This window comes from Ruegeria arenilitoris (assembly GCF_013032445.1).
GTDB lineage: Bacteria > Pseudomonadota > Alphaproteobacteria > Rhodobacterales > Rhodobacteraceae > Ruegeria > Ruegeria arenilitoris_F.
Window position 1 is genome coordinate 58,128 of record NZ_WQCA01000003.1, and the last position, 21,763, is coordinate 79,890.

The following is a 21,763-nucleotide window of genomic DNA, read 5'->3' on the forward strand; positions in this document are numbered from 1 at the left end:
CTTAAACAAAAAAGCCGGGACATTGCCCGGCTTTTTGTCATTCCCATTTGTTATTCCCACTCGATCGTTCCCGGAGGTTTCGAGGTGATGTCGTAAGTGCATCGGTTGATGCCCTTGACCTCATTGATAATCCGCGTGGCGGTTTCGCCAAGGAACTCGTGAGTGAACGGGTAGTAATCGGCAGTCATGCCATCGACCGAGGTCACCGCCCGCATGGCGCAGGCGTAGTCATAGGTCCGGCCGTCGCCCATCACACCCACTGTGCGGACGGGCAGGATAGCGACAAAGGCCTGCCAAATCTCGTCGTACAGCCCGTGTTTGCGAATCTGGTCGATATAGACCGCATCGGCCTCGCGCAGGATTTCCAGCTTCTCGCGGGTGATCTCGCCGGGGCAGCGGATTGCCAGACCCGGGCCGGGGAAGGGGTGGCGGCCAATAAAGCTCTGCGGCAGGCCGAGTTCACGGCCAAGGGCGCGGACCTCGTCCTTGAATAGTTCACGCAGGGGTTCGACCAGCTTCAGGCCCATCTTTTCGGGCAGGCCACCCACATTGTGGTGCGATTTGATGGTGACCGACGGACCGCCCGAGAATGAGACCGATTCGATCACGTCGGGATAGAGCGTGCCTTGCGCCAGGAACTCGGCGCCTTCGATGGTGTCGGCGTGTTTCTGGAACACGTCGATGAAAAGCTTGCCGATGATCTTGCGCTTGGTTTCCGGGTCGGACTGGCCGTCCAGCTCACCCAAGAACAGTTCGCTTTCATCCGCATGGATCAACTGAATGTTGTAGTTGTCGCGGAACATGCCGACGACTTCCTGCGCCTCGTTCTTGCGCAGCAACCCGTGGTCAACGAACACACAGGTCAACTGATCGCCAATCGCCTCGTGAATCAGGATTGCCGCGACCGAGCTGTCGACACCGCCGGACAGGCCGCAAATGACCTTCTTGTCGCCGACCTGCTCGCGGATTTTGCGGATCATCTCGTCGCGGTAGGCGCCCATGGTCCAGTCGCCGCTGAACCCGGCCAGTTTTACGAAGTTCTCATACAGCTTCGCGCCTTTCGGGGTGTGGTGGACCTCGGGGTGGAACTGTACGGCGTAGAAGTGGCGGCTGGTGTCGGCCGTGATCGCGAATGGCGCGTTTGGGGAGGTGCCGAAGACCTCAAACCCCGGGGCGATTTCGCTGACGTGGTCGCCGTGGCTCATCCAGACCTGCTCGTCACCGTCGGCGAACCAGCCGTCCAGAATGTCCAGCTGACCTTTCGGCGTGACAAAGGCACGCCCGAACTCGGCGGTGCCATGGCCACTTTCGACCTTACCGCCCAACTGGTGCATCATTACTTGTTGGCCATAGCAGATGCCAAGGATCGGCACGCCATAGTCAAAAATCTCTTGCGGGGCGCGGGGAGAACCCTCGCGCGTCACGCTGTCCGGCCCGCCCGAGAAGATCACGGCCTTGGGCGCCATTTCGCGCACAAAGTCCATCGTGACATTCTGGTAGGGGTGGATTTCACAATAGACATTCAACTCGCGCAGGCGGCGTGCGATCAGCTGCGTCACCTGGCTGCCGAAGTCGATGATCAGAAGGCGGTCATGGGATGTCTGGCTCATGACTGGCTCTTAGGTCGCGCGGCGGCTATGTGCAAGCGTTATGAAGGTGTTTCCTGACAGATAGAGAGGGAGATCGGATCAATGACCGACATTCGCTTCGTGAACGCGACACAGGAAGATGCAGAGGCGATCACTGATTGTATAGCGGCGGCTTATTCTAGTGCGCGTAAAACTATAGCCGATCTACCAGATGTGACGGCAGGCATTGAGCAGGATATCTCGGATCATCGGGTGGTTTTGGCTATGACAGATGCCGGGTTGGCAGGGGTTGTCATCTTCGACATGCTGGATACCGAGATGAAGATTTTCAATCTGGCTGTTTCGCCAAAGGCACAAGGGCAGGGGATTGCCGGAAAACTGTTGGTAAGGGCCGAATCCGAAGCGCGTGAGGCTGGATGCATGCAAATTGTTTTGCGAACCCACCGTCAGATGCGGGATACACGCGCGATCTATGCGCATCTGGGTTGGTTTGAAACGGAAATCAGCGGCAATTCAGTCGAGATGAAAAAAGCGATCTGAACTTGCTCCTAGCCCATTGATTCAGACTTTTCTCTCCCGCGATGCGAGGCGCGGCTGACGTCCGCACGGTAGCTCCAGATTGCGATCACGGACCAGCACAGGATATAGAAAATACCGGTTACAATGAGAACCTCACCGGGAATTGGTCCTACATCCGCACGGTCGATAGCCTGAGGTAAATTTGCAACCGGAGTAGGGTGAACTGAGATTTTGACGCAGAAAGCAAGACTTTGGATCAGCAGAATCCAAAGATAGTTCCTGCGAATTCGGCGACCGATCGCGATCATCAGACTGACGTGGTAGCGCGGATGCAAATAGTCCTGTGCCAGAACTTTTTGCCAGTTCTCCTCCATGTGCAGGTCGCCATCATAAAGTAACGGTGCATAGAAATGGGTCTCAAGCCAACGGGCCCGCGCGCGCCACACGTTGAAATATCGATAGCGTCGCGCTTCGAGCATGAGGAACAGGATGATAAGAACGCCGACAAGCACCAGTGGCAGGGGGGAAGCTTCGGGTGAAGAAAAGGAAATAGACAGTGCAACACCCAGCGTAACAACTGCCCAGTTCGTCGTTGTATCCAAGCGCGTGCGCCAGATGGTGCTTCGGTAAACCTCGCCTCGGTAAAGGTGCGCAACGGCGCCAATTTCGGCCGCATCAAGGGTTTTTCGCTCAATTTCGGTGGACGGTAAATTTTGCGATTCCGATTTCATGTCTCTATCATGAGCATCAAGGGAGAAGGGTCAAAACAAAACTGAACGGACAATCATGTCGCTTTTACCCCTATTGCGCCGCAATCCACTTCTGATGTGAACTGCTGTTCCGGTAACACAATCTGCAACGTGAACATTACAACGGGGCTATCTCATGGCAGAGGCAAACCGACGCAGAGCCAGAGGCGGTGGCGGAGCCGCCCGGCGGGCCGAGCGCACCGCGGTTCGTATCGAAACCGCGAAATACATCGAACGGAACATTCCGAATTTCGAGGTTCTCAACGAAGAGGCGTTGGAGATCATCGAGGCCAATGCGGAAACCATTCTGGCCGAGGTCGGCGTCAACTTTGTTGACAACCCGGGTGCGCTGCAGCGTTGGAAAGACGCTGGCGCCGATGTCGACGGTGAGCGCGTGCGCATCCCGCGCGGCCTGGCGCGTGAGCTGATCAAGACGGCGCCCAGCCAGTTTACCCAGCACGCCCGCAACCCCGAGAAATCGGTTGTCATTGGCGGCCGCAACCTGGTTCTGGCGCCGGTCTACGGTCCTCCGTTTGTGCGCGATATCCATGGCGGTCGCCGTTATGCGACCATGGACGACTTCAACAAGTTCGTGAAACTGGCCTATATGTCCAAGTGGCTGCACCACTCGGGCGGGACTGTTTGCGAACCGACCGACGTTCCGGTGAATAAGCGTCACCTGGACATGCTGATGGCGCACATGACCCTGTCGGACAAGCCGTTCATGGGCTCGGTTACAGATCCCAGCCGCGCGCAGCATTCGGTTGATATGTGCGGGATCCTGTTCGGCAAAGAGTTCGTGCAGGAAAACACTGTCATGACCTCGCTGACCAACATCAACTCGCCGATGACCTTCGACGACGTGATGATGGGCTCGCTAGAGGTTTATGCGGCAAACAATCAGGCCTGCATCATCTCGCCCTTTATCGTCGGCGGTGCGATGGCACCGGTTTCGGTGGCAGGTACGTTGACACAGGTACTGGCCGAGGTTCTGGCCGGAGTGGCATACAGCCAGATCATCCGTCCGGGTGCGCCTGCGATCTTTGGTGCCTTCGTGTCGTCGATCGACATGAACTCGGGCGCGCCAACCTTTGGCACCCCCGAGGCGTCTCTGGTTACCTATGGCGCAGGTCAGCTGGCGCGGCGTCTGAACCTGCCGTTCCGTTCGGCCGGGTCGTTCTGCGGCTCGAAACTACCGGATGCGCAGGCGGCATATGAAACCGCGAATTCGCTGAACATGGGCCTGATGTCCGGTGTGAACTTCATGCTGCACTCATGCGGCTGGCTGGAAGGCGGTCTGGTTGCGGACTTTGAGAAGTTCGTCATGGATGCTGATCAATTGGGCGTTCTGCACGGTCTGGCCAAAGGCATTACCTATGACGAGAATGCGCAGGCCATGGATGCAATCCGCGAAGTTGGCCCCGGCGGCCACTATCTGGGTTGCGCGCATACTCAGGCCAACTTCAAAGAGGCGTTCTGGAAAAGCGAAGTGCTGGACTACAAGCCGTTCGAGACCTGGGAAGACGAAGGTGGGCGCGATACGCGGACTCTGGCCGCTGCTCGGGTCGAGCATCTGCTGGCCAACTACCAGCAGCCGCAACTCGACCCGGAAATCAACGCCGCGCTGAGCGAATACGTGGCGGAAAAGAAAGCATCCATGCCGGATGCTTTCACCTGATTACTGATATTGCGAGGCGCGGCTGGCCTGATACAGCTGCGCTTCGCCCAACAACGCGATCAACAGATCCAGATGGCGCACCAAGGAATAGGCCGCGTCTTCCTCTAATCTCTGCGCGTTAACCTCTCGTTCCATTTCCATCAGTCGAACCAGTGCTGCGCCGGTGCCTGGCAGCGAGCCGTATCCCAGAATACGTTGCAGATGACGGTCCCGATCATAGTCCTGCGCCCCAAATTTCGCGGCCCGAGCCAACAGGCGGGGACGGCGGAGGGTGCTAATCATCGTCATCAAGTCTTGCATCTCGGGGGGTCCTTATTCGAGTGGAAGTCGCTCCTTTTGTCACACAACCCAAACGGGTGTTGCCTTGATTGGGTTCGCGCCGAACTCTGACTTCATGAGTGTTTATGTTTTTGAATCAAATCTGGTTCTTGTCCCCGTGGGTTAACGAACGAGTAACGAAAGCAACTCTAGTTAGAATTGGTTAACAAACTCATCGGGGGCGATTGAGAACAGATTTTTGTTTCGACGAGGGCAAGGAACTATGGAAAATAACATGGCTTTCACCATTCCGGCTTGGGTACCTGAGGGGGCGCAGAGATATCTTGCCCACACAGAGACCGGCCAGTCGATCCGCGACATCGCGCGATCCGCGGGGTGCCATGCTTCAACCATTCTCAGACAGATCAGACGGATCGAAATGCGCCGGGACGATCCTTTGGTGGACGCTGCGCTGCAATCGTTGGCCGAGACGCATTTTACTGATCCGGATGCGGGTGGGGGTGACACCTTCACGACCACTCAAGAGGAAACCGCAGCTGCCAGGGACGAGGAATTCAACCGTGAAGCCCTGCGGATTCTACGCCGGTTGTGTGAAACGGGGTCGGTCCTTGCGGTGGCCGAGGAAATGGACAAGGCCGTTGTGGTCCGCGACACCGGCGACACCGGGGCCACCAGAACGGCCGTAGTGGAATGCAGGATCGCGCAGGCGCTGGCCTTGAAGGACTGGATTTCCTGTGACAATCCGGGTCGAATTTCACGCTATCGGATTTCGTCGGCGGGTCGGGCCGCGCTGAGCTGTTTGATTGCCGAGGCCGAGAACAAGGCGCGCGAGCGTAGTGAATTTGGCATGGCCGAGGCGCAGGCGACATTTCAGGCGCAATTGGCACCGGGGCAGCGCACGTCTGCAAAAGCGGTTCGGCCAAGACGTATTCGCTACAGTGCGGCTGAAAGCCCTCTGATTGCCTTGGCACGCCGACGGGACCAGGATGGCAAACCGTTTCTGGATGAATCGCTGGTGGCTGCGGGTGAACGTCTGCGTGAGGATTTTGAGTTGGCACAAATCGGCCCACAAGTCGCGCAGAACTGGGACCATTTCCTGACCGCCGGAGGGCGCGGCAGTTTCAAAAGCGAGGCGCATGGCGGGCGGGGCTCGTCCGATGCGCGGGATCGCGTGGAGCGTGCGCTTTCGGATCTCGGGCCGGGACTGAGCGACGTGGCGCTACGCTGCTGCTGTTACCTCGAAGGGTTGGAGCTGGCAGAAAAACGAATGGGCTGGTCGGCGCGGTCGGGTAAGATCGTGCTGCGGATCGCGCTGCAGCGACTCAAGCGGCATTACGAATGCCAGTCAGAGCGTAATCGCATGATCGGGTGATATGTTTTGGTTGCGTTCGTGCGATCAAGTGATAATCACAGGTTATGAATTTCACCCTCAGACAGTTGCAGTATTTCAGCGCCGTCGCCGAACAACGAAATTTCGGCCGGGCGGCGCAGACCTGCCATGTTTCTCAACCCGCTTTGTCCGTACAGATCAAGGCGCTGGAAGAGAGCTTGGGCGGCCCGCTTTTCGAACGTCAGGCCCGCGACATCCTACTGACTCCGTTGGGGCGCGATGTGCTGGACCATGCGCGTCAGGTTTTGGGGGCCGCAGACAGGCTTGACCAATTTGCCAGGGATCGCTCGGGTGGGCACAGATCGCTTGCGATTGGCATCATCCCGACGATTGCGCCGTATTTGCTGCCCGGCGTTCTGGCTGGGTTGCGCGCCTCGGACGTGTCGCTGCGAGTGCAAGTACGCGAGGCCAGGACCGAGCGGCTGCTGAATATGTTGCGTGCCGGGGAAATCGACGCTGGGGTCGTGGCTCTGCCGGTTGGGGGAAATGAGCTGTTCGAACTGCCCCTGTTTCAGGATCGGTTTCTTCTGGCCGGTAGCACGGCGCGCCTGCAGGGAATGGCAACAAACCCCGAGGCCCTTCGGCCATTGGACCTACAAACCGCGCAGTTGATGTTGCTGGATGATGGCCACTGCCTGACCGATCAGGCGCTTGAGGTCTGTGGGCAGGATCGCAGCAGCGGGCTGATCAACATGGGCGCGTCTTCGCTGGCAACCCTGTCGCGACTGGTGGCCGAAGGCTTTGGCCTGACCCTGATGCCCGAGCTTGCGGCGCGCTCGGAATCCGAAGCTGTGCCCGGGTTAAAATTAATGCGTTTCGGCAAGCCTCAACCCGCACGGACGGTTGGTCTGGTGCGGCGTGTGTCATCCGGTCGAGAGGGTTGGTTCGACGGTCTGGCTGAGGTCATTCAGCGGGTCGGCGAAGATATCGTGAACGCGACACGCGCCTGAAAAAGAAAAGACCCGCCGATGGCGGGCCTTTTGTTTTGGATCGTAGAAAAGCTTAGGCCAGAGCCGGTTCCTTGACTTCGTCCAGGTGCTTTTTCAGATTTTCCGGCGAGGACACGCCATAGGGGTCTTCAGGGCAGTTGTCCATCAGGCCGGGCTCTTCGAACCATGCCTCGACGACGCCGTTGTTGACAATGGCGGCATAGCGCCACGAGCGCATGCCAAAGCCCAGGTTGTCCTTGTCGACCAGCATGCCCATCTTGCGGGTGAACTCGCCCGAACCATCCGGGATCACCTTGACGTTTTCCAGGCCCTGATCCCGCGCCCATTTGTTCATGACAAAGCTGTCATTCACCGACATGCAGTAAATCTCGTCGATGCCTTTTTCCTTGAATTCGGCATGACCGTTTTCAAAACCGGGCAGCTGGTAGGTCGAACAGGTGGGGGTGAACGCACCGGGCAGCGAGAACAGGATCACCCGTTTGCCGGCAAAGTAATCTGCAGTGGTCTTGTCTTCCCAACGGAACGGGTTGGGACCTTCGATGGCCTCGTCACGGACGCGGGTGTGAAAGGTTACGTCAGGCAGTTTGGTACCGGATTTCATGCTCAAGTTCCTGTGATTCATGTGTGAACTACTGCAGATTTAAAACAGTTCTAAATTGGCTTCAACGCTATTGTTGCCGCAAACGCGAATTCTGGCGGATACCGCAAAGCGGACTGTTTTCAATAGTATTTTGCCGGGGTTTGTCCGGTGTTTTTCTGCAAATGCATAGTGCGCTGTTATGGCAGCTATGCACGGGTGGCGTAGCTAAGCGCTGCAGTTTATATTATGTCAAAGCAAATTGACCCAAAGTCAGGAAAGCCGACCGTGCGTGATCTGAAGATCCCCGAACAACGTCATCCCGAAAAGGCGCATCGCCAGGACAATGCGCAGCCGAAAAAGCCGAAATGGATTCGCGTGAAGGCTCCGGGTGGAAAAGGGTATGCCGAAACCCACAAGATCATGCGCGAGAACAACCTCGTGACCGTCTGCGAAGAAGCCGGTTGCCCGAATGTCGGCGAGTGTTGGAGCCAGGGCCACGCCACCATGATGATCATGGGCGAGATTTGTACTCGTGGCTGCACCTTCTGCAACATCGCCACTGGTCGCCCGGATGATCTGGATGCGTTCGAACCCGGACGCGTGGCACATGCGGTGCAGAAGCTGGGCCTTAACCACGTGGTCATTACGTCTGTGGACCGGGATGACCTGACTGATGGCGGGGCGGAGCATTTCGCGCAGACCATTCGCGCGGTTCGGCATCGTTCGCCTAAAACGACTATTGAAATTCTGACGCCGGATTTTCTGAAGTGCGATCCATCGGTTCTCGAAGTTGTGGTCGAGGCCAAGCCTGACGTGTTCAACCACAATCTCGAAACTGTACCTGGCCTGTACCCCGAGGTGCGCCCCGGCGCGCGCTATTTCCACTCGCTGCGCGTGTTGCAGCGGGTCAAGGAACAGGACCCGTCGATCTTTACCAAATCCGGTATCATGGTTGGGCTTGGCGAAGATGAACAGCAGGTTCGTCAGGTCATGGATGACATGCGCGCTGCTGACATCGATTTCCTGACCATCGGCCAATACCTGCAGCCCACGCCTAAACACCACGGCGTTGACCGATTTGTCACGCCGGAGGAATTCGCATCCTATGAGAAAGCGGCCTATGGCAAGGGCTTTCTGATGGTATCTGCGACTCCGCTAACCCGGTCGTCCTACCACGCAGGCGACGACTTTGCCCGCCTGCGCGATGCACGCCAAAAGAAGTTGGAGCAAGGGTGACACCTGACAAACTTGCGCGGCTTATGCGCCTGCGTCACGAACTGCACCAGGCCCCGGAACTTTCTGGACAAGAAGAGCAAACGGCAGCTCGGATCGCGGGCGAGTTGCGCGACCGTGGTGCAGATCAGGTGTTGACCGGTATCGGCGGCCACGGAGTTGCAGGTGTGTTCGACAGCGGGCAGGCTGGTCCGACGGTTGCCATTCGATGTGAGCTTGATGGGTTGCCCATTCGGGAACTATCCAATGCGGCCTATGCATCCCGTATGTCGGGCAAAGGTCATCTGTGCGGTCACGACGGGCATATGGTGATGGTTCTGGGTGTGGCCGACCATCTGAACCAAAATCGCCCACAGCACGGCCGAGTGGTTTTGATTTTTCAACCCGCCGAGGAAACCGGGCAGGGCGCCATCGCCTATCGGGCGGATCCTAAGTTTCCCGAAATCGCGCCGGATTATGTGTTTTCACTTCATAATCTGCCCGGGCTGGCCTTGGGGGACGTACAGCTATGTGAAGGCCCGGCGAACTGCGCATCGCGCGGAATGAAGGTTGTTTTGGCGGGCAAAACCTCGCACGCGGCGGCGCCCCAAGATGGGGTCTCACCAGCAGGGGCATTGTCGACACTGATGCCGCAAATGGCCCAGTTGGGCAGGGGTGGCTCTCTGGATGCCGATTTCGCGCTGACGACCGTGACGCATGTCAATCTGGGCGAGCCAATCTTTGGCGTTGCGCCGGGCCAAGCCGAGCTGTGGGTAACCCTGCGCACTGTCGCGGACGCGCGTATGCAAAGCCTGATCGATGAGGCAGAAGCGCTGGTTTCGCAGGCGGCAGCAGATCAAGGGTTGGGTTATGAGATCACCTATGAAGATGTTTTCGAAGCCTGTGTGAACGCGCCTGACGCCGTCGACATCCTAAGCGCGTCTTGCACGAATTCAGGTGTGTCCTGTGAAGTGACGCCAAACCCGCAGAAGTTCTCGGAAGATTTCGGGCAGTTTGGCAAAGGTGCCAAAGCGGCGATGTTCTGGCTGGGGTCGGGTGAAGACCATCCACAACTGCACAATCCGGATTACGATTTCCCGGATGCGCTGATCCCGGTCGGAACCGGAGTTTTCGTAAACGCCATTCAACAGGTGCTGGACCCGATCAATCCTCGGTAAAGCGCACTTTACCGATGAACGGCAAGTTGCGATTGCGCTGTGCGTAGTCGATTCCATAACCCACGACAAATTCATCGGGAATCTCGAATCCGATCCAGTCGGACCGGAAATCAACCTCGCGCCGGCTAGGTTTGTCCAACAAGGCGATGGATTTCAGACGCTTCGGCATACGGCTTTGCAGCAAATGGGTGACGTGGTTCAGCGTGTGGCCCGTATCGACGATATCTTCGACAACCAGCACATCACGCCCTTCAATTGCGCCGCGTAAGTCTTTGAGAATGCGCACCTCTCGACTGCTTTCCATTGAATCACCGTACGAAGATGCCTCCAGGAAATCCACCTCGATTGGCAGGTCCAGCTCGCGCACAAGGTCGGCGATAAAGACGAAACTGCCGCGCAGCAGGCCGACCACGACTAGCTTGTCGGTGTCTTTGTATTCGGTGCTAATTTCGCGGCATAGCTCCTCGATCCGGGCGGCGATGGCCTTAGCCGAGATCATCTCATCTATCACATATGCACGGTCGCTCATCGCTGCCCCCTTGATCTTTGGCGCGCAACATACGAAATCACGCGCCATTGTCACCTGTTAATACCGGACGCCATGCCTACTCATTCGGAAACCCGCCACCTGCCGTATACGGCGCAGCAGATGTACGACCTGATCGCGGATGTGGCGAAGTACCCCGAGTTTCTTCCCTGGTGTGCCGCCGCCCGTATCCGTCGGACCTATGCCGCTGGTGAGGCGCAGGTGATGGAGGCGGATCTGGTCATTTCGTTCAAGGTGTTCCGCGAACGGTTCGGCAGCCGGGTGACGCTGTTCCCCGATCAGATGAAGATCGACACCGAATATCTAGACGGTCCGTTCAAATACATGAAGTCCGACTGGCAGTTCGCGGACGCGCCCGAGGACGGGTGTAATGTGTCTTTCCACGTGGACTTCGAATTCAAGAACGCCATCCTGCAGGGCATCATCGGCGTCGTTTTCAACGAGGCCATGCACCGGATCGTTCAGGCGTTCGAGGCTCGTGCCGCGGATTTGTACGACTAGGTCTTTACCCGCAAATGGCGCACGCTAGACTGCGCCCATGAGCGATTTTTCTACTTCACTGGCCGCATTCGCAGCAGGCTCGGTCGAGACAACCTTGCAGACGCGGGTCGTTACCTCACTTTCCGTGTTGGACTGGATTGCCGTGGGACGCGCCGGAGTTGATGAGCCGGTTTCAAAAGCCGTACGTGATCTTGTGTTGGGCGAAGAGGGTGCGACGCAATCGCATCTATTTGGTGGCGGAGCGGCTCCGATGCGTGGGGCGGCCCTAGTCAACGGCACCGTGTCGCATGCGCTGGACTACGATGACACCCATTTTGCACATATCGGCCATCCTTCCGTTGCTGTATTGCCCGCGGCCTTGGCTCTGAGCGAATGGGATGATCGAATTCTCGTCGATTTCCTCGAGGCCGCGTTGGTGGGGATGGAGGTCTCGATCCGCATGGGTCTGTGGCTGGGCCGAGATCATTATCAGGCGGGGTTTCACCAGACCGCCACGGCCGGTGCATTTGGGGCCGCCGTGGCGGCGGGTCGCGTTCTTGGTTTTGACGTCACACAAATGCGGAAAGTGTTGGGGCTAACGGCGACCCGGGCCGCTGGCCTCAAGGCACAGTTCGGCACTATGGGTAAACCGTATAACGCGGGTCTTGCAGCCTCGACCGGGGTTGAAACCGCTTTGTTGATCGCAAAGGGTTTCGAGCCCAACATGGACGCGTTGGAGGGGCCGTACGGCTTTGGCACGACGCATAAAGGCGAGGGGGACGCGCCAGCCGCTTTGGCTGGGCTGGGTGAGGAGTGGTTGTTCGAAAGCATCAGCCACAAGTTCCACGCCTGCTGCCACGGCCTGCACGCCGCGCTTGAGGCCGCTCGTGATCTGGACATCGCCGAACCCGAGGTGGCCGAGATCAAGATCAAGACCCATCCGCGTTGGATGAGCGTGTGCAACCAGATGTCTCCGACCACCGGTTTGGGGGCCAAGTTCTCGTACAGAACGGTGATTGCGATGCAAGCTCTTGGCTATGACACGGCGCTGCCCGGCAGCTACACCGACAAGGTCTGCGCAGATCCGCGCCTGAAATCCCTGCGGGACCGGGTGTCTGTAGAGGCGGATGAAACGCTTTCAGAAACGCAAGCGCATCTTACCCTATTGCGCCGTGACGGCGCTCGGCTTGAGGTAACTCACGATCTTTTGACACCTATGAGTCTATCGGACCGTGAAGATCGGGTGCGCGGCAAGGCCGCCAAGCTGATCGGAGAAGAAGAGGCGGACGCGATCTGGTCGATGCTGCGCACCGGTGGTCGCGCCCGCGATCTGGCAAAAAGACTGGCGGTTTAAACCACGCGCCAGTGCAGCGGGAAGCCCGGCTCGAAGACAGTCACCGGACCATCTTCGGACTCGATCTTGTCGGGGTATTCAACCGGCGCGCCCTTGGTCAGGGTGATGGTGTCGTCGTTCACCGGCAGGCCGTAGAACGCTGGCCCGTTCAGCGAAACAAACCCTTCCAGCTTGTCCAATGCGCCTTCGCGGTCGAACATTTCGGCCACCAGCGACATGGTGTTTGTGGCCGTAAAGCAACCGGCGCAGCCACAGGCCATTTCCTTGTTTGCATCAGTATGCGGCGCGCTGTCCGTGCCGAGGAAATACCGCTTATCTCCCGAGGTCGCAGCGGCCAGCAACGCCAGCCGGTGTTCCTCCCGCTTGGCGACGGGCAGGCAGTAGTAATGCGGCTTTATGCCGCCCACCAGAATGTGGTTGCGGTTGATGATCAGATGGTGCGCGGTGATGGTCGCGCCCAGATCGGTCTCGTTGGCCTTTACGTAGTCTACGCCGTTGGCGGTAGTGATATGCTCCATCACCACACGCAGGCCCGGAGTGGCCTTGCGGATCGGGTCCAGAACGCGGTCGATAAACACGGCCTCGCGGTCAAAGATGTCGATCTCGGCATCGGTGACTTCGCCGTGGACACACATGGGCAGACCGATCTCGGCCATCTTTTCCAGGACCGGGCGCACCTTGTCGAAATCCCGTACTCCCGAGGCCGAGTTGGTCGTGGCACCCGCCGGGTACAGCTTGACCGCCTTGACCAATCCGCTGGCGTGGGCGGCGGCTACATCATCCGCATCCGTATCCTCTGTCAGGTAGAGGGTCATCAGCGGTTCGAACGTCATGCCCTCGGGCAGCGCGGCCATGATGCGGTCGCGATAAGTGGCGGCCTGATCACCGCGCACCACTGGCGGCACGAGGTTGGGCATGATGATCGCACGGCCAAAATGGCGCGCGGTTTCGGGCAGGACGGCCTGCAACATCGCGCCATCGCGCAGGTGCAGGTGCCAGTCGTCGGGGCGGCGGATCGTGATGCTATCGGTCATGGCGCCTCCGCTATCACACAGGCCGCCGCCGGGAAAGACCTTGTCAACGCGCCGGATCGCCGTAAGTCCCGGAAAGACCATGGTCTTGACGTGCGTGCGCTGCCGTGACCTTTTGTGGCGAGGGAGAGATTTGAATATGACGCAGCCAAATTCCATCGACGCCGTTCAGAACATGCTGGACGCGCAGGGCTATGTCTGCGGCCGTGCGCTGGCCACGGTAGTGTTCCTATCACTGAAACTCGGACGCCCGCTGTTTCTGGAAGGGGAAGCCGGGGTGGGCAAGACCGAAATAGCCAAAGCATTGGCCTCAGGTCTGAACCGTCGCCTGATCCGGCTGCAATGTTACGAAGGGTTGGATGCGTCCTCGGCCGTCTACGAATGGAACTTTCCCGCACAGATGGTAGCGATCCGTACAGCGGAAGCTTCTGGCGGTGCAGACCGCAACGCGTTGCAAACTGAGTTGTTCTCGGATGAATATCTGATCGAACGCCCGTTGCTGCAGGCCATGCGCCCGGATGAAAGCGGTGCCCCCGTTCTGTTGATTGACGAGTTGGACCGTACGGATGAACCGTTTGAAGCCTTTCTGCTGGAGGCCCTCAGTGATTTTCAGGTCACCATTCCAGAACTCGGTACCGTCAAAGCGCCAGAACCGCCCATTGTCATCCTCACCTCGAACAGAACACGCGAAGTGCATGATGCGCTGAAACGCCGCTGCCTGTACCACTGGGTCGACTACCCCGATTTTGAACGCGAAATTCAAATCCTGCACGCCCGCGCACCTGAAGCTGCCGAGGCGCTCAGTCGCGAGGTGGTCGCCTTCGTTCAGCACCTGCGCACCGAAGACCTGTTCAAAAAACCCGGCGTGGCCGAGACCATCGACTGGGCCAAGTGCCTGTTGGCGCTGGACGTTATCAACCTCAGCCCTGAAGTGATCGGCGACACGCTGGGTGCGATCCTTAAATACCAGGACGATATCCAGAAACTACAGGGGTCCGAGGCAAAACGGATTCTGGATGAGGCGAAAGCAACGCTGGAGCCCGCCTGATGCTTTATCTTTTTCCAAATACTTTGGGGGTATGGGGGCAGCGCCCCCATGAACGATAGTGGCCGAACAACTCCCTATCGATATCCCGGATAACCCCAAACTCGCACAGAATATCACGCATTTTGCTCGAGCGTTGCGGAAAGCCGGGTTGCCGATTGGAACGGGTCGGGTGGTTGATGCGATTCGGGCGGTGCAGGCCGCAGGCTTCACCGAAAAGCGGGATTTCTACTGGACCCTGCACGCCTGTTTCGTGAACCGGCCCGAGCATCGGACAGTGTTCGCACAGGTCTTTCGGCTGTACTGGCGCGATCCGCGTTACATGGAACACATGATGGCGATGATGCTGCCCGCCATTCGGGGTGTACAGGAAGAGCGCAAAGCCGATGCCGCCGAAAAACGCGCGGCTGAGGCCTTGCTAGACGGCGTCGAACGTGACCTTTCGGAACCGTCCGAGTCCGAAGAGGAAACCGAGCTTGAGATTGATGCCTCACAAACCGCATCATCCGAGGAACGGTTGCGCAGCCTTGATTTCGAACAGATGAGCACCGCTGAGATTGCTCAGGCCAAACGTATACTGGCGCGGATGACCCTTCCGGTGAAACCCATCGAGTCGCGTCGCGGGCAAGCCAGTCACCTTGGCCACCGTATAGACCGTGCGCGTACTTTGCGCTCCGCCATGCGTCAGGGTGGGGAATTGCACGAAATTGCGCAGCTAAAACCCAAACCCCGTTGGCCCAACCTCGTGGTGCTCTGCGATATCTCGGGGTCAATGAGCCAGTACAGTCGGATCATCCTGCATTTCCTGCACACCGTTTCGAACGCCAAAGGGGCCGGATGGGCCAAGGTCCATGCTTTCACCTTCGGAACTCGTTTAACCAACATCACGCGTCATCTGAATCAACGGGACGTCGACGCGGCTTTGGCTGCGGCTGGGGCCGAAGCGCAGGATTGGGAGGGCGGCACGCGTATCGGAGAATGTCTGCACGCCTTTAATCGCGACTGGTCACGGCGGGTCATGGGGCAGGGTGCGGTGGTGCTGCTGATCTCGGACGGTCTGGACCGAGGCGATCCCGAGGCACTTGGGAAAGAGATTGAGCGGCTACACCTGTCTTCGCGCCGCCTGATCTGGCTCAACCCGTTGCTTCGCTGGGACGGGTTTGCCCCGAAGGCTCAGGGTGTAGCGGCGATGCTGCCGCATGTGGACAGCTTTCGCGCAGGTCACTCGATCGCGTCTTTGGAGGATCTTGCCGCCGTAATCTCGCAACCCGACGACGTGGGAGAGAAAGCGCGGCTGATGACCGCGCTTTCGGGGTGATTAGCCACCCACCTGTTCTTCGTTGCACTTACGCGCCATTTCCATGGCCTTGTAGGTGCCAGTCAGATCGACAGTGAAGGCAAACTCTTTCTCAGGAAACACGACCATGACCTTCTGCTTGGCGATGTCATCCGCGAACTGAGGGTCGTCGGACAGAACATATCCGCCAGAATACCCTTTGGTGATGTTGCCTTTCATGCCGGTGGCTTCACCCAGATAGATGTTGTCGCCCAGCAGGATGGCTACGGCTTCTTTCTCGCCGCGTTTAATGTCGGTCTTGGCCTTGGTGAATACACCCACATAGCCAACACTGCGGTCTTCGGTCAGACCCATCTGAACCACGTTCTCAGCGTCGTCCACCGCCTCGATCAGGCAGGACTTCTTGTCTTGATCGATGAAGACTTTCCATCCTTCAACCTCACCGTAACGCAGGAAAGTATCCGCGCTGACTGCGGTTGAAGCCAGCAGTCCGATTGCTGTTCCGAGTGTAAAAATGCGTTTCAACTCTCTGTCTCCCTTGTGAAAAATAAATATGCGCATACCGGAATGCACCGTATGCGCGTGTAGGCTAGAATCAGGTTGATTGACAATCAATCCCTTGCGGAAATACCAGAAATCCAGGCTGGTTTGCACCAAAGGTTCAGCTATTTAGCGTGTTTGCAGAAATCCGGAAGTATCGGTTCCTTTTCATCCGGCCAAACCTGCCTATGTTGGGTCAGTACACTCCGGGAGGGTGCAATGGACAGATTCGACAACAGCTCAGAAACGGCCTTGCGCTGGTACAGTGAAGGAAGACCTGTTGCCTTGGCCACGGTGGTAGAGACCTGGGGCAGCGCGCCTCGGCGTGTCGGGGCTCAGCTCGTCATCGGTGGTGACGGTCGCATCGAAGGGTCAGTCTCAGGTGGATGTGTCGAAGGCGCGGTTGTGGTCGAGGCCCTAGAGGCGATCGACGAAGGCGAAGCGCGGCTGTTGGAGTTTGGCGTCAGCGATGAGGACGCCTTTGCCGTAGGGCTGGCTTGTGGCGGTACTATTCGGGTTCTGGTCGAACCTGTTGGAAGGGTGCTGCCCGAAACCATGTTGCGCGAACTGGTCGAGGCTCGTGCCCGGCGTGAGCCCGTGGCCTATGAGGTGAATATCGAAACCGGACACCGCGCGCTGCGGCGCAAGGCCTATGCCGACCGATTGCGTATGGATCGGTCAGGGTTCGAGGAAAACGGACAGACGTTCGTCGCGGTGCACAACCCGCCGCTGCGGCTGATTATAGTCGGCGCGGTGCATATCGCGCAGGCCTTGGTGCCGATGGCGCGGATCGCCGGATACGACCCGGCCATCATCGACCCGCGCGATGCCTTCGCGTCCAACGCGCGTTTCCCTGGTGAGACAATCCTGACAGACTGGCCGGACGAAGCGGTTGCCAAACTTGGGATGGACGCGCGGACTGCGGTGGTGTTGTTGACCCATGACCCCAAGCTGGACGATCCGGCGCTGCAATCTGCACTGAAGGCAAATGTCTTCTATATTGGTGCTCTGGGCTCGACCCGGACCCATGCCAAACGTGTGGCGAGGATGAAAGAGGCCGGTTTCACCGACGAACAGATTGCGCGCATTCACGGGCCGATTGGTTTGGACATCGGCGCTGCGGACCCATCGGAAATCGCGGTATCCATTCTGGCTCAGATGACCGCCGTTTTGCGGGGCAAAGCGTGAAATTCGGCTCAGTTCCCGTTGATCAGGCTACCGGAGCGATCTTGGCGCACTCTGTAAAGGCCGGAGACACCAAACTGCGCAAGGGTCTGTTGTTGACAGCCGAGCATCAGAAGGCATTGGCGGATGCTGGGCACAGTTCCGTCACGGTTGCCCGACTTGATCCCGGTGATTGCCACGAAGACAAAGCGGCCGGGATGCTGGCCGACGCTCTGGTCCCTGATCCCAAAGCAGCAGCCTTGCGCTTGACGCAACCCTTCACCGGAAGGGTGAACCTGTTGGCGGATGGTCCGGGTGTCGCGGTGCTGGATGTCGCGGCGCTTGAGGCGTTCAATCAAGTCAACCCGATGATAACTGTAGCCACCGTGCCGCAATACCAACAGATGAACGCAGGCGGCATGGTTGCGACGATCAAGGTGATTTCCTACGCAGTACCGGGGGGCGACGTACTTGAGGTGTCGCGACTGGCACAGCGCGCTATCCATCTGGACACACCCGTCTACCGAAACGCCGGTCTTGTGGTCACCGACATCCCCGGTGGACCGCCAAACGAGAAAGGCATCGCCGCCATTCAGGGGCGGGTAGAGGCGCTTGGGTTGGAGTTGGCCGATGTGCGTGTTGTACCACACCGGACCGAAGCACTTGCGACCGCAATCGGGGAAACGCGGGGCGAGGTGTTGATGATCCTGACCGGCTCGGCCACCTCGGATGTTTCTGACGTCGCGCCTGAGGCGGTGCGCGCTGCGGGTGGGCAGGTAGACCGTTTTGGCATGCCGGTTGATCCGGGGAACCTGCTGTTTTTGGGGGCACTTGGCGAACGCCCGGTGATCGGGTTGCCGGGATGTGCACGATCTCCAGCATTGAACGGGGCGGATTGGGTCCTGTCGCGCGTGGCCTGCGGCATCAAAACGACTGGCGCGGATATTGCTGCAATGGGGGTCGGCGGACTGCTCAAGGAAATCCCGACGCGACCGCAACCAAGGGCAGGGCGAAAAGGGTAAAGCTGCGGTTATTTGCCTTTCCGGTTCAACGAAATAGATATTGGCGATCGTCCGGATGACCGACCAAAACAGTCGCTAAATATTTTTGTTCTCAAACAAATTTTCCCGTGTTTAACTCGGCGCAGGGAGAGTTTCATTTTGGGAGGAACATATGACACAGGTCTCAATGACCGTGAACGGAAAATCCGTGAGCGGTGATGTCGAGGGCCGGACGCTTCTGTCCAGCTTTCTGCGTGATCACCTGTCGCTGACCGGAACCCATGTGGGCTGCGATACCGCGCAATGTGGCGCGTGTGTGGTTCACGTGAATGGCGAGGCGGTCAAATCCTGTAACATGCTGGCGCTTGAGGCTGATGGGGCCGATGTCGGCACGATCGAAGGTCAGGCAAACGAAGATGGCTCACTGAACGTGATCCAGCAGGCGTTTCAGGATCATCATGGTCTTCAGTGCGGCTTCTGTACACCGGGCATGGTGATGAGCGCCGCAGCGCTGCTGAAGGATAACCCGCGCCCGACCGAAGCAGAGATCCGCAAGTATCTGGAAGGCAATCTGTGCCGCTGCACCGGCTACCACAATATCGTCAAGGCGATCATGGCCGCATCCGGTCAGGACGCGGGCAGCATCGCTGCAGAATGATGCCACTGCGGGCGTAAGAGGAGACGCCCGTGGGATGACATAGGGTGCATCAGCATCCGTTTATGGGAGGAGAACAAGCAATGCCCAAAGACAGTGGCATCGGAGCCAGTTCCAAGCGGCGCGAGGACGTACGCTTTCTGACCGGAGCGGGCAATTATACCGACGACATTAACGTGGCCGGACAGGCTTATGTGTATTTTCTACGCTCGGATATCGCGCATGGTCGTTTGAACAACGTGGATACATCGGCGGCTGAGGCCATGCCCGGCGTGGTCAAGGTGTTCACCGGCAAAGATTTCGAAGGCGTGGGCGGGATGCCCTGCGGCTGGGAAGTGACCGACAAACACGGCGCGCCGATGCAAGAGCCGCCGCACCCGATTCTGGCGCAAGGCAAGGTACGCCATGTGGGCGACCCAATTGCAGCCGTTGTGGCCGACAGCCTGGAACAGGCCCGTGACGCGGCCGAGGCAATCGATGTAGATATCGAAGAACTGCCCGCCGTGATCGACATGAAAGCCGCCGCGCAAGATGGCGCGACGCTGGTCCATGACGATCTGAAGAATAACATCTGCTATGACTGGCAGCTGGGTGAGACCGATGACGCCAAGGTGAATGAGGTCTTTGCTAACGCGGCGCACGTGACCACTCTGGATCTGGTGAACAACCGCCTGGTCGCCAACCCGATGGAACCGCGCGTGGCGGTGGGTGAGTACAAGCGTGGGACGGATGAGTACACGCTTTATACCACCTCGCAAAATCCGCATGTGATCCGCCTGCTGATGTGCGCCTTTGTGCTGGGCTTGCCTGAGCACAAAGTGCGTGTGGTGGCCCCGGATGTAGGTGGCGGGTTCGGCACCAAAATTTTCCACTATGCGGAAGAGGCGTTCTGTACCTTTGCCGCCAAGGCCTGCAACCGACCCGTCAAATGGACATCAAGCCGGTCCGAAGCGTTCATGTCAGATGCCCATGGTCGCGACCATGTCAGCAAGATCGAACTGGCGCTGGATGCCGACAATAACTTTATCGGCCTGCGCACCAACACTTTTGCCAATCTGGGCGCATATCTGTCGACCTTCTCCAGTTCGGTTCCGACCTGGCTGCATGGCACGTTGATGGCGGGTAACTACAAGACGCCGGTCATTCAGGTGAATGTGAAGGCGATGTTCACCAACACGGTGCCGGTGGATGCCTATCGTGGCGCTGGCCGCCCCGAGGCGACCTATCAGTTGGAGCGTGTCGTGGACAAAGCTGCGCGTGAACTGGGCGTCGATCCGATTGCGCTGCGCCGCCAGAACTTCGTCACCCAGTTCCCTTATGACACGCCGGTAGCACTGACCTACGACACTGGGGATTACAACGGGACGATGGACAAGCTTGAGGCCGCCGCCGATTTGGCAGGCTTTGCCGCGCGTCGTGCGGAGAGCGAGGCCAAGGGCAAGCTGCGTGGTTTGGGCGTCAACTGCTATATTGAGGCTTGCGGCATCGCACCTTCAAACATCGTCGGTATGCTGGGGGCCCGCGCAGGTCTCTATGATGCGGCGACCGTTCGGGTAAACGCCACCGGCTCGATCAGCGTCATGGTCGGGGCCCACAGTCACGGGCAGGGGCACGAGACAGCCTTTCCGCAGGTTGTCGCCGACATGATCGGTATCGACGAGTCGATGGTTGAGATCGTGCATGGCGATACTTCAAAGATCCCGTTTGGCATGGGCACCTATGGTTCCCGGTCATTGGCGGTTTGTGGTTCGGCCATGGTCAAGGCAACCGAGAAGGTGATCGAGAAGGCCAAAAGGATCGCGGCGCATCTGTTGGAGGCGTCTGAGGCGGATATTGAGCTGAAAGACGGTCAGTTCAGCGTCGCGGGCACCGACAAGTCGGTCGCTTGGGGCGATGTGACTCTGACTGCCTATGTGCCGCATAACTATCCTCTGGAGGTCGAGCCTGGGCTGGAGGAAACCGCGTTCTACGACCCGGCCAACTTCACCTTCCCGGCCGGCGCATATGCTTGTGAGGTCGAAGTGGACCCCGAGACTGGTCAGGTTACCATCGAGGCCTTCACCGCCGCCGATGACTTTGGGAACATCGTCAACCCGATGATCGTCGATGGTCAGGTGCATGGCGGTATTGGTCAGGGCATAGGTCAGGCGTTGCTTGAGAACTGCGCCTATGACGAGAACGGCCAGCTGTTGAGCGCATCCTATATGGATTACGCCATGCCGCGTGCGGATGACGTGCCGTTCTATGGCGTCGATCATTCCAGCCAGACGCCCTGTACGCATAACCCGCTGGGTGTGAAGGGCTGTGGTGAGGCTGGTGCGATCGGCTCGCCGCCAGCGGTGGTCAACGCGGTTCTGGATGCGATGAATTCGGGCGGTAAGGCGATCGACCACATCGACATGCCGGTAAGCCCGTCGCGCGTCTGGGCGGCGATGAACAGCTGAGTTGAGAGGTTGGGGTGCGAGGGGCCGGCCCCTCGCGCTCCCCGGAGTATTTCCAAAAAGATGAAGGGCAAAGGAGTGCCT

Annotated in this window: 21 protein-coding genes; 14 read left to right on the forward strand and 7 right to left on the reverse strand. The window is 58.5% G+C overall.

The window, feature by feature from the left end:
* Positions 1 to 50: 50 nt before the first annotated feature.
* Positions 51 to 1,610 carry a glutamine-hydrolyzing GMP synthase gene (gene guaA, locus GOW98_RS04690; RefSeq protein WP_170329918.1) on the reverse strand — a complete coding sequence of 520 codons (1,560 nt, stop codon included), beginning with the start codon at positions 1,608 to 1,610 and terminating at the stop codon, positions 51 to 53.
* Positions 1,611 to 1,691: 81 nt separating this feature from the next.
* Here guaA and GOW98_RS04695 point away from each other — a divergent pair, with 81 nt between their 5' ends.
* Positions 1,692 to 2,129 (forward strand): GNAT family N-acetyltransferase, encoded by a 438-nt coding sequence (locus GOW98_RS04695; RefSeq protein WP_170329919.1) that lies wholly within the window; start codon positions 1,692 to 1,694, stop codon positions 2,127 to 2,129.
* Between the two features lie 8 nt (positions 2,130 to 2,137).
* Here GOW98_RS04695 and GOW98_RS04700 read toward each other — a convergent pair whose 3' ends face one another.
* Complete coding sequence (locus GOW98_RS04700; protein WP_170329920.1) at positions 2,138 to 2,839, reverse strand: DUF2270 domain-containing protein; 702 nt, start codon at positions 2,837 to 2,839, stop codon at positions 2,138 to 2,140.
* A gap of 154 nt (positions 2,840 to 2,993) precedes the next feature.
* On the opposite strand from GOW98_RS04700, the gene GOW98_RS04705 reads away from it, so the two are divergent.
* Positions 2,994 to 4,535 (forward strand): trimethylamine methyltransferase family protein, encoded by a 1,542-nt coding sequence (locus GOW98_RS04705; RefSeq protein WP_170329921.1) that lies wholly within the window; start codon positions 2,994 to 2,996, stop codon positions 4,533 to 4,535.
* Here GOW98_RS04705 and GOW98_RS04710 read toward each other — a convergent pair whose 3' ends face one another.
* Positions 4,536 to 4,835, reverse strand: coding sequence for a DUF6477 family protein (locus GOW98_RS04710; protein ID WP_170329922.1), 300 nt, complete (start codon positions 4,833 to 4,835; stop codon positions 4,536 to 4,538).
* Between the two features lie 241 nt (positions 4,836 to 5,076).
* Here GOW98_RS04710 and GOW98_RS04715 point away from each other — a divergent pair, with 241 nt between their 5' ends.
* Positions 5,077 to 6,186 carry a DUF6456 domain-containing protein gene (locus GOW98_RS04715; RefSeq protein WP_170329923.1) on the forward strand — a complete coding sequence of 370 codons (1,110 nt, stop codon included), beginning with the start codon at positions 5,077 to 5,079 and terminating at the stop codon, positions 6,184 to 6,186.
* 44 nt (positions 6,187 to 6,230) lie between these two features.
* Entirely contained in the window at positions 6,231 to 7,154 is a 924-nt protein-coding gene (locus GOW98_RS04720; RefSeq protein WP_170329924.1) for a hydrogen peroxide-inducible genes activator, read from the forward strand.
* Positions 7,155 to 7,206: 52 nt separating this feature from the next.
* Here the strand turns inward: GOW98_RS04720 and GOW98_RS04725 are convergent, their stop codons facing one another.
* Entirely contained in the window at positions 7,207 to 7,755 is a 549-nt protein-coding gene (locus tag GOW98_RS04725) for a peroxiredoxin (RefSeq protein ID WP_170329925.1), read from the reverse strand.
* Between the two features lie 264 nt (positions 7,756 to 8,019).
* On the opposite strand from GOW98_RS04725, the gene lipA reads away from it, so the two are divergent.
* Positions 8,020 to 8,970, forward strand: a complete 951-nt coding sequence (gene lipA / locus GOW98_RS04730) for a lipoyl synthase (protein WP_170329926.1) — start codon at positions 8,020 to 8,022, stop codon at positions 8,968 to 8,970.
* The gene (locus tag GOW98_RS04735) at positions 8,967 to 10,124 is read left to right on the forward strand and encodes an amidohydrolase (RefSeq protein WP_170329927.1); all 1,158 of its coding nucleotides are present in this window, start codon (positions 8,967 to 8,969) and stop codon (positions 10,122 to 10,124) included. Before lipA ends, GOW98_RS04735 begins: the two co-directional genes overlap by 4 nt.
* Here the strand turns inward: GOW98_RS04735 and hpt are convergent.
* Positions 10,111 to 10,653 (reverse strand): hypoxanthine phosphoribosyltransferase, encoded by a 543-nt coding sequence (hpt, locus tag GOW98_RS04740; protein WP_058281442.1) that lies wholly within the window; start codon positions 10,651 to 10,653, stop codon positions 10,111 to 10,113. The two genes, GOW98_RS04735 and hpt, sit on opposite strands and share 14 nt — an antisense overlap.
* Positions 10,654 to 10,725: 72 nt before the next feature.
* On the opposite strand from hpt, the gene GOW98_RS04745 reads away from it, so the two are divergent.
* Positions 10,726 to 11,172: a type II toxin-antitoxin system RatA family toxin gene (locus GOW98_RS04745; protein WP_170329928.1), complete on the forward strand. Its 447-nt coding sequence runs from the start codon at positions 10,726 to 10,728 to the stop codon at positions 11,170 to 11,172.
* Positions 11,173 to 11,209: 37 nt separating this feature from the next.
* A complete protein-coding gene (locus tag GOW98_RS04750) occupies positions 11,210 to 12,505 on the forward strand; it encodes an MmgE/PrpD family protein (protein ID WP_170329929.1) in 1,296 nt (431 codons plus the stop codon).
* On the opposite strand, the gene pyrC is transcribed toward GOW98_RS04750, so the two are convergent.
* Positions 12,502 to 13,539, reverse strand: a complete 1,038-nt coding sequence (pyrC, locus tag GOW98_RS04755) for a dihydroorotase (protein WP_170329930.1) — start codon at positions 13,537 to 13,539, stop codon at positions 12,502 to 12,504. The genes GOW98_RS04750 and pyrC overlap by 4 nt on opposite strands.
* A gap of 136 nt (positions 13,540 to 13,675) precedes the next feature.
* Between pyrC and GOW98_RS04760 the strand changes: the two genes are divergently transcribed.
* Both GOW98_RS04760 and GOW98_RS04765 read left to right on the forward strand, forming a co-directional pair.
* Positions 13,676 to 14,584 (forward strand): AAA family ATPase, encoded by a 909-nt coding sequence (locus GOW98_RS04760; protein ID WP_170329931.1) that lies wholly within the window; start codon positions 13,676 to 13,678, stop codon positions 14,582 to 14,584.
* Between the two features lie 58 nt (positions 14,585 to 14,642).
* Positions 14,643 to 15,899, forward strand: a complete 1,257-nt coding sequence (locus tag GOW98_RS04765; protein ID WP_170329932.1) for a vWA domain-containing protein — start codon at positions 14,643 to 14,645, stop codon at positions 15,897 to 15,899.
* On the opposite strand, the gene GOW98_RS04770 is transcribed toward GOW98_RS04765, so the two are convergent.
* Positions 15,900 to 16,403: a hypothetical protein gene (locus GOW98_RS04770; RefSeq protein ID WP_170329933.1), complete on the reverse strand. Its 504-nt coding sequence runs from the start codon at positions 16,401 to 16,403 to the stop codon at positions 15,900 to 15,902.
* Between the two features lie 234 nt (positions 16,404 to 16,637).
* On the opposite strand from GOW98_RS04770, the gene GOW98_RS04775 reads away from it, so the two are divergent.
* The 4 genes from GOW98_RS04775 to GOW98_RS04790 all read left to right on the forward strand — a co-directional run bounded on the left by GOW98_RS04775 (position 16,638) and on the right by GOW98_RS04790 (position 21,682).
* Entirely contained in the window at positions 16,638 to 17,606 is a 969-nt protein-coding gene (locus GOW98_RS04775; RefSeq protein WP_170329934.1) for an XdhC family protein, read from the forward strand.
* The gene (locus GOW98_RS04780; RefSeq protein WP_170329935.1) at positions 17,603 to 18,604 is read left to right on the forward strand and encodes a molybdopterin-binding protein; all 1,002 of its coding nucleotides are present in this window, start codon (positions 17,603 to 17,605) and stop codon (positions 18,602 to 18,604) included. Before GOW98_RS04775 ends, GOW98_RS04780 begins: the two co-directional genes overlap by 4 nt.
* A 151-nt stretch (positions 18,605 to 18,755) precedes the next feature.
* Positions 18,756 to 19,241 (forward strand): (2Fe-2S)-binding protein, encoded by a 486-nt coding sequence (locus tag GOW98_RS04785; RefSeq protein WP_170329936.1) that lies wholly within the window; start codon positions 18,756 to 18,758, stop codon positions 19,239 to 19,241.
* A gap of 80 nt (positions 19,242 to 19,321) precedes the next feature.
* Positions 19,322 to 21,682 (forward strand): xanthine dehydrogenase family protein molybdopterin-binding subunit, encoded by a 2,361-nt coding sequence (locus tag GOW98_RS04790; protein ID WP_170329937.1) that lies wholly within the window; start codon positions 19,322 to 19,324, stop codon positions 21,680 to 21,682.
* Positions 21,683 to 21,763 lie beyond the last annotated feature (81 nt).

What these genes read in the sequence shown, in the direction of transcription:
- guaA (WP_170329918.1), bottom strand. Translation starts at nt 1,610, where the DNA reads ATGAGCCAGACATCCCATGACCGCCTTCTGATCATCGACTTCGGCAGC.
- GOW98_RS04695 (WP_170329919.1), top strand. Translation starts at nt 1,692, where the DNA reads ATGACCGACATTCGCTTCGTGAACGCGACACAGGAAGATGCAGAGGCG.
- GOW98_RS04700 (WP_170329920.1), bottom strand. Translation starts at nt 2,839, where the DNA reads ATGAAATCGGAATCGCAAAATTTACCGTCCACCGAAATTGAGCGAAAA.
- GOW98_RS04705 (WP_170329921.1), top strand. Translation starts at nt 2,994, where the DNA reads ATGGCAGAGGCAAACCGACGCAGAGCCAGAGGCGGTGGCGGAGCCGCC.
- GOW98_RS04710 (WP_170329922.1), bottom strand. Translation starts at nt 4,835, where the DNA reads ATGCAAGACTTGATGACGATGATTAGCACCCTCCGCCGTCCCCGCCTG.
- GOW98_RS04715 (WP_170329923.1), top strand. Translation starts at nt 5,077, where the DNA reads ATGGAAAATAACATGGCTTTCACCATTCCGGCTTGGGTACCTGAGGGG.
- GOW98_RS04720 (WP_170329924.1), top strand. Translation starts at nt 6,231, where the DNA reads ATGAATTTCACCCTCAGACAGTTGCAGTATTTCAGCGCCGTCGCCGAA.
- GOW98_RS04725 (WP_170329925.1), bottom strand. Translation starts at nt 7,755, where the DNA reads ATGAAATCCGGTACCAAACTGCCTGACGTAACCTTTCACACCCGCGTC.
- hpt (WP_058281442.1), bottom strand. Translation starts at nt 10,653, where the DNA reads ATGAGCGACCGTGCATATGTGATAGATGAGATGATCTCGGCTAAGGCC.
- GOW98_RS04745 (WP_170329928.1), top strand. Translation starts at nt 10,726, where the DNA reads ATGCCTACTCATTCGGAAACCCGCCACCTGCCGTATACGGCGCAGCAG.
- GOW98_RS04750 (WP_170329929.1), top strand. Translation starts at nt 11,210, where the DNA reads ATGAGCGATTTTTCTACTTCACTGGCCGCATTCGCAGCAGGCTCGGTC.
- pyrC (WP_170329930.1), bottom strand. Translation starts at nt 13,539, where the DNA reads ATGACCGATAGCATCACGATCCGCCGCCCCGACGACTGGCACCTGCAC.
- GOW98_RS04760 (WP_170329931.1), top strand. Translation starts at nt 13,676, where the DNA reads ATGACGCAGCCAAATTCCATCGACGCCGTTCAGAACATGCTGGACGCG.
- GOW98_RS04775 (WP_170329934.1), top strand. Translation starts at nt 16,638, where the DNA reads ATGGACAGATTCGACAACAGCTCAGAAACGGCCTTGCGCTGGTACAGT.
- GOW98_RS04785 (WP_170329936.1), top strand. Translation starts at nt 18,756, where the DNA reads ATGACACAGGTCTCAATGACCGTGAACGGAAAATCCGTGAGCGGTGAT.
- GOW98_RS04790 (WP_170329937.1), top strand. Translation starts at nt 19,322, where the DNA reads ATGCCCAAAGACAGTGGCATCGGAGCCAGTTCCAAGCGGCGCGAGGAC.